Here is a 13,479-nt window from a genome sequence, read left to right on the forward strand (position 1 = left end):
GAATCAGGCATCCAGTAGCGTGCGGGCAATGGTTTGCAGTTTACGGGTGAGCGGCCCAACCGGCCAGCTCAGAGCAGCGTACGCGCGTACCGGCCAGACGCCATACACGCTGTTGCAGACAAAGACTTCGTCAGCCCATTGCAGCTGATCCAGGCTGATATCGGTGATTTGCGTGGGAATTCCCGAGGATGCTGCCTGAAACAATAGTTCGGCACGCATCACACCGGCCACGCCGCAGCGTTTCAGATCCGCCGTGACCAACACGCCATCGCGCACCAGAAACAGGTTGCTGAACACCCCTTCGATCACTCGGCCCGCCTGGTCGAGCATCAAACCTTCGGCGTGCTCGCTGTCCTGCCATTCGGCGCGAGCCAGGACTTGTTCCAGACGATTGAGGTGCTTGAGGCCTGCCAGCAAGGGCTGGATGGACAAACGCGTCGTACACGGAAACAGGCGGACGCCTTGTTCGCCGTGGACGGCAGGATAAGCCGCAGGAGGATTGCCTTGCAGGATGCGCCGGCCAGGCGCCGAAGGATCCGGTGCATAGCCACGCAAGCCGTCGCCGCGGGTGAGGATGAGCTTGAGCACACCCTCACCCATGGCCGCTGCATAGGCTTGCAGCTCGCTACGGATCAGCTCGATATCGGCCGCGATGGCCAGGCGTGAACAGCCCTCGGCCATTCGTGCCACGTGACGTTCCAGCAGCAAAGGCTGGCCGCCACGTACGGCGATGGTCTCGAACAGACCGTCGCCGTAAGCCAGGCCGCGATCTTTCAGCGACAGAGTGTCAGCCGGTTGACCGTCGACCCAGCAGTCCATCAGCCGGCGAACCGACGGAACGCCAACGTGCCGTTGGTGCCGCCAAACCCGAACGAGTTGGACAGCACGACATCGATGTCCATGTTGCGCGCCGTGTGCGGCACGAAGTCGAGATCGCAGCCTTCGTCCGGCTCATCAAGGTTGATGGTCGGCGGCGCCACCTGACTGTTGATCGCCAGCACGCTGAAGATCGCTTCGACCGCGCCCGCTGCACCCAACAGGTGACCGGTCATGGACTTGGTGGAGCTGACCGCCAGTTTGTAGGCGTGATCACCGAACACCGACTTGATCGCATTGGCTTCGGCAAGGTCGCCAGCCGGGGTCGAGGTGCCGTGGGCGTTGATGTACTGCACCTGATCGACATTGATCTTCGCGTCACGCAGTGCATTGGTGATGCAACGTGCAGCACCGGCGCCGTCGGCGGGTGGCGAGGTCATGTGGAAGGCGTCGCCACTGGTACCGAAACCGATCAATTCGGCGTAGATGGTCGCGCCACGGGCCTTGGCGTGTTCGAGTTCTTCGAGCACCAGCGCACCGGCGCCGTCGGACAGTACGAAACCGTCACGGCCCTTGTCCCATGGACGGCTGGCGCGGGTCGGTTCGTCGTTGCGGGTCGACAGTGCGCGGGAGGCACCGAAGCCGCCCATGCCCAGACCGCACGCAGCCATTTCAGCACCGCCGGCAATCATCACGTCGGCTTCGTCGTACATGATGTTGCGCGCCGCCATACCGATGCAGTGCGTACCCGTGGTACACGCTGTGGCGATGGCGTAGTTAGGCCCCTGTGCACCCAGGTGGATGGACAGGAAACCGGAAATCATATTGATGATCGAGCCAGGCACAAAGAACGGAGAAATCCGGCGCGGACCGGTCTCGTGCAGGGTGCGGCTGGTTTCTTCGATGTTGGTCAGACCGCCGATACCCGAACCCATGGCCACGCCAATGCGTTCACGGTTGGCATCGGTGACTTCCAGACCGGCATTGCGTACGGCTTGAAAGCCGGCCGCCAGACCGTACTGAATGAACAGGTCGAGCTTGCGCGCTTCCTTGACCGACAGGTATTCCTCGACATTGAAGCCCTTTACCGAGCCGCCAAAGCGGGTGGAATAGGCAGAAAGGTCGGTGTGTTCGATCAGACCAATGCCACTGCGGCCAGCCAGAATGCCCTGCCAACTGCTCGGCACATCCGTGCCCAGTGGCGACAACATACCCATACCGGTGACTACGACGCGTCTACGCGACACAGCACTCTCCTTTTTCAAATGACGATTTTGCATCAGGCCTAAAGAAAAAACCGCACGCCATGATGGCAGTGCGGTTTTTCCATGACAGCAAGCAACGATTACAAACTATTACGCCTGGTGGCTAGTAACGTAGTCGATTGCAGCTTGTACAGTAGTGATCTTCTCAGCTTCTTCGTCAGGGATTTCGGTCTCGAATTCCTCTTCCAGAGCCATCACCAGCTCAACGGTGTCAAGGGAGTCGGCACCCAGGTCTTCTACGAAGGAAGCGGTGTTGACCACTTCTTCTTCTTTAACACCCAGTTGCTCGGCAACGATTTTCTTGACGCGCTCTTCGATGGTGCTCATACCTTGTTTTCACTCCTAATGGACAAATTCAGGCAGCTGGCCAGTGAGTAAGTGTATAGAAAGACTTTTCAGCTTTTCAACTGAAAGCTTCACTCCTCAAACCCTGCGGCCCTCTGCCTATAAATAGATTGCAGCTTTATAACGGATTTTAGACAGCTCGTATGACATTTTTTTGAAGCAATCCGTCACATTTGAATTACATGTACATCCCGCCGTTAACCGGGATTGTAGCCCCGGTCACGTATGCCGCACCGTCGGATGCAAGAAAAGCGACCACGGACGCGATCTCTTGAGCTTGTCCCAGACGGCCCAGCGGAATCTGCGTCTGCAAGGCTTCACGCTGTGCTTCAGGCAGTTCGCGCGTCATATCGGTGTCGATGAACCCCGGGGTTACCGAGTTGACCGTAATCGAACGCGAACCGACTTCACGCGCCATGGCACGGCTGAAACCTTCCAGACCGGCCTTGGCGGCTGCATAGTTTACTTGGCCAGCGTTGCCCATGGCACCCACCACCGAGCCAATACTGATAATTCGACCCCAACGCGCCTTGGTCATGCCGCGCAGAACGCCCTTGGACAGGCGATACAGACTGTTCAGGTTGGTATCGATCACGTCGTACCACTCGTCGTCTTTCATGCGCATCATCAGGTTATCGCGGGTGATGCCGGCATTGTTGACCAGGATCGCGACCGGAGCACCGAATTGCTCCTGAATGCTCGCCAGCACTGCGGTGACCGATTCGTCACTGGTGACGTTCAGCTCGAAACCTGCACCCTGAATGCCATTCTCTTTCAGGGTCGCAGCAATGCGCTCGGCGCCCGAAGCGGAAGTCGCGGTGCCGACAACGATAGCGCCCTGACGACCCAGTTCCAGTGCGATAGCCTGGCCGATACCACGGCTTGCGCCGGTGACCAGTGCAACTTTACCTTGCAGACTCATGCAAGTTTCTCCTGATTCAGACAGCTGCTGCGCGAGCAGCAGCGAAAGCGTCTGGGGTATTGAGGTTGGAAGTCGAAACGCCTTCGGCGCAACGTTTGTTCAGACCGGCCAGCACTTTGCCAGGACCGCACTCGACCAGACTGGTCGCGCCTTTCGCTGCCAGAGTCTGTACGGACTCGACCCAGCGAACCGGCTTGTAGAGCTGCTCCAGCAGATCGCGCTTGAGGGTTTCCAGATCCGCCGGCACCTGAGCGCTGACGTTCTGTACCACAGGGATCTGCGGCGCCTGCCAGTCGATGGCAGCGATGGATTCGGCGAAACGCTCGGCAGCCGGACGCATCAGCTCACAGTGCGAGGGCACGCTGACCGGCAGCGGCATGGCACGCTTGGCGCCACGGGCCTTGCAACCTTCGATGGCGCGCTCAACGGCCGCCTTGGCACCGGCGATCACCACCTGGCCCGGGGAGTTGAAGTTCACCGCGCTGACCACTTCGCCTTGCGCCGCTTCGGCACAGGCTGCCAGCACGTCGGCATCTTCCAGACCGAGGATGGCAGCCATGCCGCCCTGCCCGGCCGGAACGGCTTCCTGCATCAGCTGACCACGACGCTCGACGAGTTTTACCGCGTCCGCCAGGCTCAGGCTGCCGGCAGCGACCAGTGCGCTGTATTCACCCAGGCTGTGACCGGCAACGAATGCCGGGCGCGCACCACCTTCAGCCAGCCACAGACGCCACAGGGCGATCGAAGCGGTCAGAATGGCCGGTTGGGTTTTGTCGGTTTGATTGAGCAGCTCTTCCGGCCCCTGCTGGGTCAGCGCCCACAGGTCATAGCCCAGAGCTTCGGATGCTTCTTTGAAAGTTTCGAGGATCAGCGGATGTTGCGCGCCCAGCTCGGCCAGCATGCCGAGGGACTGCGAACCCTGTCCTGGAAAGACGAATGCGAGGGAAGCAGACATGTAACAAGCCCCTAATGATCTTGTCGTCGGAAAAATGGCATCCCGCTAGAGGGACGCAAGAAACTGACAGTTGGATGGCCCTTTGAACCGGGCGGTCACATTTAAGCATTGTCCGACGAAAACGCCTAAGACAACAAATCCTCCAGACGGCCGTGCAGGCGTTCGGGAAGATTCTCCTGAATCTCGATCAGCGCTCGCTGAATGGCACTCTGAAACCCCTGAACCCCGGCCGAACCGTGACTTTTCACGACAATTCCCTGCAAGCCAAGAAAGCTTGCGCCGTTGTGTCGCGCCGGCGCCAGATCGGCCTGCAGACGCTTCATCAATGGCAGCGCCAGAGCGCCGACAGCACGGGAAGCCAGATTTTTCTTGAACAAGGCCTCGATGCGCGCGGCAATCATCGTCGCCAGGCCTTCGCTGGACTTGAGCAGGATATTGCCGACGAAACCGTCGCACACCACCACGTCCGCCTCGCCACGATACAAGCCGTCGCCTTCGATGAAACCGATGTAATTGATGCCTCTGGCGGCCTGCAACAAAGTCGCAGCGAGCTTGACCTGCTGATTGCCCTTGATGTCCTCGGTACCGATGTTCAGCAATGCGACGCGCGGACGGGCAATGCCCAAAGTTTGCGCGGCCACAGACCCCATCACAGCGAACTGCAACAAGTGCTCGGCACTGCAATCAACGTTGGCGCCCAGATCGAGCAACTGACAGTAGCCCTTCTGCGTAGGAATCGCGGCAACCATGGCCGGACGATCAATCCCCGGCAGGGTCTTGAGCACAAATCGCGACAGCGCCATCAGCGCACCGGTATTGCCGGCACTGACACAGGCCTGAACCTTGCCATCACGCAGCAATTCGAGAGCGACACGCATCGACGAATCCGGTTTGCCACGCAAAGCCTGGGCAGGTTTTTCGTCCATGGTGATGACTTCGGACGCCGGAACAATCGTCAGGCGCGCGCGATCGGCAGCCGACTGGCCGGTGATCAGTTCTTCAAGAAGGGAGGGTTGACCGACAAGGGTCAGGTGCAGCGAGGGCGTAGCAGAAAGGCAAGCAAGGCTGGCCTGAACAATGCTGCGGGGACCGAAGTCCCCGCCCATTGCGTCAATCGCGATGACTTGAGCGGACAAGTGATTACTCGTCAGCGCCCTTGTCGATCACTTTACGGCCACGGTATACGCCTTCTGGCGATACGTGGTGACGCAGGTGAACTTCACCGGTGGTTTTTTCTACAGACAGGGTGCTAGCCTCGAGAGCGTCGTGCGAACGGCGCATGTCACGGGCAGAGCGGGATTTTTTGTTCTGCTGAACAGCCATAATTGATTAACTCCTAAACGTTTGGGTCACGCTTTAACTGCGCCAATACACTGAACGGGTTGGACCGCGTTACCTCGTCCTCGCTCGGTTCGGGCTCATCTGCTCCCGCCGGCTGCTGGCATTCTTCCGGATGATGAGCAGGCACAATGGGCAAGGCGAGCAGAAGCTCCTCCTCGATCAGTGACTGCAGATCCAAAGGATCTTCGCCCAGTTCCAGCACGTCATAACCTTTCGGTAACGACTGGGTATTCGCACCCTCCTTCACCACGGCGTAACTGCATTCGCTGTGGATCGGCAGGGTGACCAGCTCAAGACAACGCTGGCAAACCATTTTGACTTCGGTGTCGATAAAGCTGTGGATCACCACAGATTTACGTTCATCTCGTTCAAAAACTAATTTGGCCTGCACCGTACCGACATCGTCGGAAAGCGGGTCGCAGAGTCTCTTCAAATCGGCCAGCAGCAGTTCACCTTGAAGGGTGGTGCCACGGTCAGCCAATTTGCGCGGGTCAACGTGAGGTGGAATCGGGTCATTCAACATAGGCGCAGCATTATAGGGATGCACCCACCCATGTCAAAGGAAATTGTGCCCTGTCCGTCACTTGCAAGCCTCCGCTAGAATCTGCAGCCTGCCTCTGGAGACGCGAATGCTGCCTTTATTACTCGCTTCAAGCTCGACCTATCGTCGGGAATTGCTCAATCGCCTGCGCTTGCCGTTCGTCTGCAGCTCGCCGGACATCGATGAAAGTCATCGCCCGGGAGAGTCAGCAATCGAACTGGTCAAACGCCTCGCCGAACAGAAAGCCCGGACACTGGCCGACAGCCACCCTGCCCATCTGATCATCGGCTCCGACCAGGTTGCCGTACTTGGTGAGCGAATCATCGGCAAACCGCACACCTTTGAAAACGCCCGCGAACAACTGATGGCCGCCAGCGGCGCCAGCGTGACCTTCCTCACCGGCCTGGCCCTGCTCAACAGCCAGACCGGCCACTGCCAGGTCGATTGCGTGCCGTTCACCGTACACATGCGCGTACTGGATCAGGCCCGCGTCGAGCGCTATCTGCACGCCGAACAACCCTACGACTGCGCCGGCAGCTTCAAGGCGGAAGGGCTGGGCGTAAGCCTGTTCCAGTCCACCGAAGGCCCCGACGCCACCAGCCTGATCGGCCTGCCACTGATTCGCCTGATCGACATGCTGCTGGCGGAAGGCGTACAAATCCCCTGACCCACAAAAAACCGGCCGCGAAGGCCGGTTTTTTATGCATCAAGCGATCAACGCAACGATGGCCCGTTGAAACCCATCCACATTGCCAATTTCTCGGCAACGCTGGCACCAAGCTTCTTCGAGAAGCGGTCGAACGGCGATTCCTGAACGGTGAAGTCCACCAGCTCCTTTTCGCCAATCACATCACGCGCCACCGAACTGGCATTACCCAGACCATCGATCAGCCCCAATGGCAGCGCCTGCTCGCCAGACCAGACCAGCCCGGAGAACAGCTCCGGATGCTCCTTGTCCTTCAGGCGATCGCCACGCCCTTGCTTGACGCTGCTGATGAACTGCTTGTGCGTGGTATCCAGCACACCCTGCCAGAACGCGGTCTCTTCCGGCTTCTGCGGCTGAAACGGATCAAGGAACGACTTGTGCTCACCAGAGGTGTAAGTGCGGCGCTCGACGCCCAGCTTCTCCATGGTGCCGACAAAGCCATAACCGGCCGCCGTCACACCAATGGAGCCCACCAGGCTCGCCTTGTCAGCATAGATCTGATCCGCCGCACTGGCGATGTAATAGGCCCCGGACGCACCGAGGTCGGAAATCACCGCATACACCTTGGTATCCGGATGCAGGCCGCGCAGGCGCTTGATCTCGTCATACACATAACCCGACTGCACCGGACTGCCACCCGGACTGTTGATGCGAAGGATCACGCCCTTGACCTTCTTGTCCTCGAACGCCGCACGCAGACTGCCGACGATATTGTCGGCGCTGGCCGGCTCTTTATCGGCAATCATGCCAGTGATATCAATCAGTGCCGTGTAATTCGAGCTGCGGGTGGCGCTCTTTTCCATGTCCATCAACGGCGTGAACAGGAGCAGCGCAACAAACAGGTAAACAAACGTCAGCAGCTTGAAGAAGATCCCCCAACGCCTGGAACGACGCTGCTCCTGCACGCTGGCCAGCAGAGTCTTTTCCAGCAGCTTCCAGCTTTTCGCATCACCGTCGTCGGCAGTTGCCTTGGCCGGTGCTTTCCATTCGTCGGTCATGCCATCCACCCCAGCAAAAACGTATTAAGCCCGCTGCGCCAGCCAGGCATGCAATTCAGAAAACCGGTCAATCGACAGTCGTGGCTCAAACTGCTGCAGCGACTCGATCGATTGCGCGCCGTAGCTGACCGCCACCGAATCCATTCCCGCATTGCGCGCCATCAACAGATCGAAGGACGAGTCGCCGACCATCAGCGCCTGTTCGGCACGTACACCGCAATGCGCAAGGATCTGCTCCAGCATCAGAGGGTGCGGCTTGCTGGCAGTTTCATCGGCAGCACGGGTGATATCGAAATAATCTTCCCAGCCGTTGGCCTTCAGCACCCGATCCAGCCCGCGACGATTCTTGCCGGTCGCGACCGCCAGGTGATAGCCCTGCTCGCGAAAGGACGCCATCGACTCGACTACGCCTTCGAACAACGGCGAAGGCACGGCTTCTGCAGCAATGTAGTGATCCGCGTAATACTCGCGGAACAAGGTCATTTCGGCATCGCTGATTTCCGGATACAGCGTGCGGATCGCCTCGGGCAAGCCCAGACCGATGATGCCTTTGACGGCAAAATCATCACGCAACTCAAAACCGGAACGCGCGGATGCCGAATGCATTGCCTCGACAATCCGATGAATGGAATCGGCCAGCGTGCCGTCCCAATCGAAAATCAGCAGCTTGTAATCAGATGGGCGCACTCAATCGCTCCACAGTCTTGGCCCACATTTCATCGACCGGTGCCTGTAACTTGAGTTCACCGCCATCGGGCAGTGGCACGGTCAGCATGTAGGCGTGCAGGAACAGGCGCTTGCCGCCCAGATCACGGATTTCCTTGCTGAAATTGTCATCGCCGTATTTGGTGTCACCCGCAATGCAGTGCCCGGCGTGCAACGTGTGGACGCGGATCTGGTGCGTGCGACCAGTGATCGGCTTGGCCTCGATCAGAGTGGCAAAATCGCCGAAGCGACGCAGGACCTTGAACACGGTCACCGACTCCTTGCCCTCCTCCTCGTCGACCTCGACCATGCGCTCACCGGAGCGCAGATTGCTCTTGCCGAGCGCCGCACGGACTTGCTTGATCGAGGTCGCCCAGTTACCGCGAACCAGTGCCATGTAGCGCTTGTCGACACCGTCACCGCGCAACGCGGCATGCAAGTGACGCAGCATGCTGCGCTTCTTGGCGATCATCAGCAGACCGGAGGTATCACGATCGAGACGGTGAACCAGCTCGAGCTCCTTGGCATCGGGGCGCAACTGACGAAAGGCTTCGATAACGCCGTAATTCAGGCCGCTGCCACCGTGAACCGCAATGCCGGCGGGCTTGTTGATCACGATCAGGGCTTTGTCTTCGTAGACAATCGAGGCTTCCAGGCGCTGCAACAGGCCCTGGGCCAAAGGCACCGGCTCGTCACGCTCGGGCACGCGAACCGGCGGCACGCGCACGATATCGCCGGCCTGCAGCTTGTATTCGGGCTTGATCCGACCTTTGTTAACCCGCACTTCGCCTTTGCGCAAAATGCGGTAAATCAAGGTCTTGGGCACGCCTTTGAGCCGGGCGAGAAGAAAATTGTCGATTCGTTGGCCGGCATATTCCGGCGAGACCTCAAGCAATTGAACGCCTGGAGTCGAAGGGGCAGTAGTCGTCATGCCGCGGATGATAACAATTTTTATGGAATTGAAGCACTTAATCATTGCTGCTATAGTCGCGAACGCCGCCAAAAGCGGCCTGGACAGCGGAACCACGGTCAAAAACCGGCCCTGACCAACGCAATTCACCAGGACGCGAGGCCGTCCTACGGGGCTTTCGCTACGTAACGGTGGAGTTTGCAGCTGTAACAAGCGCAGGTGACATGAGGCCTGAATCACGCCGCAAAGCAGAGTTCTGACTCGCCACGCGAGCCATATTCACGGCCAGTTCACAAAGTGCAGTCAGCCGCGGATGACCCCGAGCGAAAGCGCCGGAAACACCGCCTGAATTAGCCATGATGCGTGACCTCCCCTTTCGGAGCTCACGGTAAATGCCAACCCGCTGCGGATTCTGCGCGCGGCAGCACCCGAATTATCAGGGATACGTGTAGGGTGGAGATGCACAACCGCTGGACTGTGTAGCAACAGGCTTTATCAAGACGCTTCATCTCGTCCACAGCCACGGTTGATTCCTCCTCCTGACTGAGTGCTTAAGTAGCCACAGCAAGCAGGACGCGTACGTCGCGATAACGGCCCAATTGGCCGGACATCGCTGGACACGGGAATGGCCAACCACTCCCGACGCACCTGACACCGACCGTGAGAAGTCGTGTGTGCCGAACGCCGTTTCCGGCAGCCCGGAAACCGACGGTACTACATGAAAAGAATGCTGATTAACGCAACTCAACCCGAAGAGTTGCGTGTTGCACTGGTAGATGGCCAGCGCCTCTACGACCTGGACATCGAATCCGGTGCACGCGAGCAGAAAAAGGCCAACATCTATAAAGGCCGTATCACTCGCATCGAACCAAGCCTTGAGGCTGCCTTTGTCGATTTCGGCTCCGAGCGCCACGGCTTCCTGCCCCTCAAAGAAATCTCCCGCGAATACTTCAAGAAAGCCCCTGAAGGCCGCGTCAACATCAAGGACGTCCTGAGCGAAGGCCAGGAAGTCATCGTTCAGGTCGAAAAAGAAGAACGTGGCAACAAGGGCGCAGCCCTGACCACCTTCATCAGCCTGGCCGGTCGTTACCTCGTTCTGATGCCGAACAACCCGCGTGCCGGCGGTATCTCCCGTCGCATCGAAGGCGAAGAGCGCAACGAACTGCGTGAAGCGCTGAACGGTCTGGTCGCTCCGGCCGACATGGGCCTGATCGTGCGCACTGCCGGCCTGGGCCGCAGCAGCGAAGAAATGCAGTGGGACCTCGATTACCTGCTGCAACTCTGGACCGCGATCAAGGAAGCCTCGCTGGATCGTTCCGCGCCGTTCCTGATCTACCAGGAAAGCAACGTCATCATCCGCGCCATCCGCGACTACCTGCGCCAGGACATCGGCGAAGTGCTGATCGACAGCGTTGAAGCCCAGGACGAAGCCCTGACCTTCATCCGCCAGGTGATGCCGCAGTACGCCAGCAAGATCAAGCTGTACGAAGACAGCGTTCCGCTGTTCAACCGTTTCCAGATCGAAAGCCAGATCGAGACTGCCTTCCAGCGCGTCGTCGAACTGCCTTCCGGCGGCTCCATCGTCATCGATCCGACCGAAGCCCTGGTGTCCATCGACATCAACTCGGCCCGCGCCACCAAAGGCAGCGACATCGAAGAAACCGCCCTGCAGACCAACCTTGAAGCGGCTGAAGAAATCGCCCGTCAGTTGCGCCTGCGCGACATCGGCGGCCTGATCGTCATCGACTTCATCGACATGACCCCTGCCAAGAACCAGCGCGCCGTGGAAGAAAAAGTCCGCGAATGCCTGGAAGCCGACCGCGCCCGTGTACAGATCGGCCGCATCTCGCGCTTCGGCCTGCTGGAAATGTCCCGTCAGCGCCTGCGTCCTTCGCTCGGCGAAAGCAGCGGCATCGTCTGCCCGCGCTGCAGCGGCACCGGCATCATCCGTGACGTCGAATCGCTGTCCCTGGCGATCCTGCGCCTGATCGAAGAAGAAGCCCTGAAAGACCGCACCGCCGAAGTTCGCGCGCAAGTGCCGATCCCGGTGGCCGCGTTCCTGCTCAACGAAAAACGCAACTCGATCACCAAGATCGAACTGCGCACCCGCGCCCGCATCGTCATCCTGCCGAACGATCACCTCGAAACCCCGCATTTCGAAGTTCAGCGTCTGCGTGACGACAGCCCGGAAGCCGCGACCAACCAGTCCAGCTACGAAATCGCTGCCGCTGCTGCCGACGTCGAAGACGTCCAGCCAGCCGCCGCGACCCGCACCCTGGTTCGCCAGGAAGCCGCGGTCAAGACCGCTCCGGCCCGCGCCAACGCTCCGGTTCCGACCGAAGTCGCCGCTCCGGCCCCGGCACCAACTCCGGTTGCCGCACCTGAGCCAAGCCTGTTCAAAGGTCTGGTGAAGTCGCTGGTCAGCCTGTTCGCCACCAAGGAAGAGCCAGTTGCTCCGGTTGTGGTTGAAAAACCAGCCACCGAGCGTCCGGCCCGCAACGAAGAGCGTCGCAACGGTCGTCAGCAGAGCCGCAACCGTAACGGTCGCCGCGATGAAGAACGCAAGCCGCGCGAAGAACGTGCTCCACGTGAAGAACGCGCACCGCGTGAGCCACGCGAAGAGCGTCAGCCTCGTGAAGCCCGCGAACTGCGCGAGCCACGCGAGTCCCGTGACGAAGCACCGGCAGCCCGCGAAGAACGCGCACCACGCGCCCCTCGTGAAGAACGTGCACCACGTGCTCCGCGTGAAGATCGCAAGCCGCGTGGCGAGCGTGAAGAACGCGTACGTGAACTGCGTGAACCTCTGGATGCCGCACCAGCCGCCGCTGCCGCTGTAGCCGCCACCGCTGAAGAGCGTCCGGCCCGTCAGCCGCGTGAAGAGCGCGCGCCACGTCCACCGCGTGAAGAGCGTCAACCGCGTGCCGAACAAGCCGCTGCCGCCGTAGCTGAAGAAGAAATCACCACCACCGAAGAGCAACTGCCGGAAGACGGTTCGGAGAACGCCGAAGGCGATCGTCCACGCCGCCGCTCCCGTGGTCAGCGTCGTCGCAGCAACCGTCGCGAGCGTCAGCGTGATGCCAACGGCAACGTGATCGAAGGTTCGGAAGAATCCGCCGAGAACGCTGAAGGCGCCGAGCCGAGCACTGCCGATCTGGCAGCCGGCCTGGCTGTTACTGCCGCTGTTGCCAGCACCGTGATCAGCGCTCCGGCCGAAGCCCAGGCCCACGAGCAAGCTGAACGCGCTACCGCTGCCACCCTGGAAACTGCTCCAGTAGAAGCGCCGGTTGTTGAAGCCACCACTCCGGTAGAAACAGCTGCTGCTCCGGAAGTCGAAGTGGCTCCGGTTCGCGAAGCTCAGCCTCAGGTTGACGTCGCTGCCGAACCTGCTTTCGTCGCCCAGGCGCCTGTTGCAGTGGCAGAGCCGGTTGTCGAAACCGTCGCTGAAACCGTGACCGAAACCGTGCGTGAAGTTCGCGAAGAACAGACCGCTTTCAACTGGGTGGCCGAGCCGGCCGTCGCTGAAACACCAGCGCCAGTGGTTGAAGTGCCTGTCGTGGAAGAAGCCAAGGCCGCCGAGCCAGTAGTGGTTGCCGAACCGGCACCGGTCGTTGAAGCCCCAGTGGTAGAAGCGCCAGTTGTCGCCGAAGCACCTGCTCCGGTAGTTGAAGCGGCTCCAGTTGTCGCCCCGGTCAGCGCCCTGACGCCAAGTGGCCGTGCACCGAACGACCCGCGTGAAGTGCGTCGTCGCAAGCGTGAAGAAGAGCGTCTGCAGAAGGAAGCCGAACTGGCTGCCGCTGCCGCCGCTGCTCCAGCCGTTGCCGAAGCGGTCGAGGCAGCCCCTGCCCCGGTCGCTGAAGAAGCTGCCGTAGAAGTGATTGCCGAAGCACCGCGCTCCGTACAGGAAGCGGTCGAGCACCACGAACAGGCCCAGGAAAAAGAACACGAGCCTAAACCTCTCGTCTGATTCCGAGCGCC

At 60.0% G+C, this 13,479-nt stretch carries 13 protein-coding genes; 2 read left to right on the forward strand and 11 right to left on the reverse strand.

The features are described 5' to 3' along the window. Positions 1-3: 3 nt before the first annotated feature. The 8 genes from pabC to M5B98_RS21455 form a co-directional block, all read right to left on the reverse strand. Positions 4-819 carry an aminodeoxychorismate lyase gene (gene pabC, locus M5B98_RS21420; RefSeq protein ID WP_248743892.1) on the reverse strand — a complete coding sequence of 272 codons (816 nt, stop codon included), beginning with the start codon at positions 817-819 and terminating at the stop codon, positions 4-6. Continuing rightward, positions 819-2,063 carry a beta-ketoacyl-ACP synthase II gene (gene fabF / locus M5B98_RS21425; RefSeq protein WP_007908259.1) on the reverse strand — a complete coding sequence of 415 codons (1,245 nt, stop codon included), beginning with the start codon at positions 2,061-2,063 and terminating at the stop codon, positions 819-821. Before fabF ends, pabC begins: the two co-directional genes overlap by 1 nt. 108 nt (positions 2,064-2,171) lie before the next feature. Further along, positions 2,172-2,408 (reverse strand): acyl carrier protein, encoded by a 237-nt coding sequence (acpP, locus tag M5B98_RS21430; RefSeq protein WP_003175607.1) that lies wholly within the window; start codon positions 2,406-2,408, stop codon positions 2,172-2,174. Between the two features lie 196 nt (positions 2,409-2,604). Beyond that, positions 2,605-3,348 (reverse strand): 3-oxoacyl-ACP reductase FabG, encoded by a 744-nt coding sequence (gene fabG, locus M5B98_RS21435; RefSeq protein ID WP_085710930.1) that lies wholly within the window; start codon positions 3,346-3,348, stop codon positions 2,605-2,607. Positions 3,349-3,364: 16 nt separating this feature from the next. Then, positions 3,365-4,303, reverse strand: coding sequence for an ACP S-malonyltransferase (fabD, locus tag M5B98_RS21440; protein ID WP_248743893.1), 939 nt, complete (start codon positions 4,301-4,303; stop codon positions 3,365-3,367). Between the two features lie 125 nt (positions 4,304-4,428). Next, a complete protein-coding gene (gene plsX / locus M5B98_RS21445; RefSeq protein WP_074688106.1) occupies positions 4,429-5,439 on the reverse strand; it encodes a phosphate acyltransferase PlsX in 1,011 nt (336 codons plus the stop codon). Positions 5,440-5,443: 4 nt separating this feature from the next. Then, positions 5,444-5,626 (reverse strand): 50S ribosomal protein L32, encoded by a 183-nt coding sequence (rpmF, locus tag M5B98_RS21450; RefSeq protein WP_003179396.1) that lies wholly within the window; start codon positions 5,624-5,626, stop codon positions 5,444-5,446. Between the two features lie 13 nt (positions 5,627-5,639). Then, positions 5,640-6,167, reverse strand: coding sequence for a YceD family protein (locus tag M5B98_RS21455; RefSeq protein WP_085710932.1), 528 nt, complete (start codon positions 6,165-6,167; stop codon positions 5,640-5,642). 106 nt (positions 6,168-6,273) lie between these two features. Between M5B98_RS21455 and M5B98_RS21460 the strand changes: the two genes are divergently transcribed. Further along, positions 6,274-6,852: a Maf family protein gene (locus M5B98_RS21460; protein ID WP_248743894.1), complete on the forward strand. Its 579-nt coding sequence runs from the start codon at positions 6,274-6,276 to the stop codon at positions 6,850-6,852. A gap of 47 nt (positions 6,853-6,899) precedes the next feature. Here the strand turns inward: M5B98_RS21460 and M5B98_RS21465 are convergent, their stop codons facing one another. From M5B98_RS21465 to rluC, 3 genes are read right to left on the reverse strand one after another with little or no spacing between them, the layout of a single operon-like run. Further along, positions 6,900-7,889 carry a S49 family peptidase gene (locus M5B98_RS21465; RefSeq protein WP_248743895.1) on the reverse strand — a complete coding sequence of 330 codons (990 nt, stop codon included), beginning with the start codon at positions 7,887-7,889 and terminating at the stop codon, positions 6,900-6,902. A 24-nt stretch (positions 7,890-7,913) separates the two neighbouring features. Further along, entirely contained in the window at positions 7,914-8,576 is a 663-nt protein-coding gene (locus M5B98_RS21470) for an HAD-IA family hydrolase (RefSeq protein ID WP_248743896.1), read from the reverse strand. Then, the gene (gene rluC, locus M5B98_RS21475) at positions 8,563-9,525 is read right to left on the reverse strand and encodes a 23S rRNA pseudouridine(955/2504/2580) synthase RluC (protein WP_011335441.1); all 963 of its coding nucleotides are present in this window, start codon (positions 9,523-9,525) and stop codon (positions 8,563-8,565) included. The genes M5B98_RS21470 and rluC overlap by 14 nt, the downstream gene beginning before the upstream one ends. Positions 9,526-10,222: 697 nt before the next feature. Between rluC and rne the strand changes: the two genes are divergently transcribed. Next, entirely contained in the window at positions 10,223-13,468 is a 3,246-nt protein-coding gene (gene rne / locus M5B98_RS21480) for a ribonuclease E (RefSeq protein ID WP_248743897.1), read from the forward strand. The last annotated feature ends 11 nt before the right edge of the window (positions 13,469-13,479 follow it).

The sequence above is a fragment of the Pseudomonas sp. MWU12-3088 genome, assembly GCF_023242405.1.
Lineage (GTDB): Bacteria > Pseudomonadota > Gammaproteobacteria > Pseudomonadales > Pseudomonadaceae > Aquipseudomonas > Aquipseudomonas kribbensis.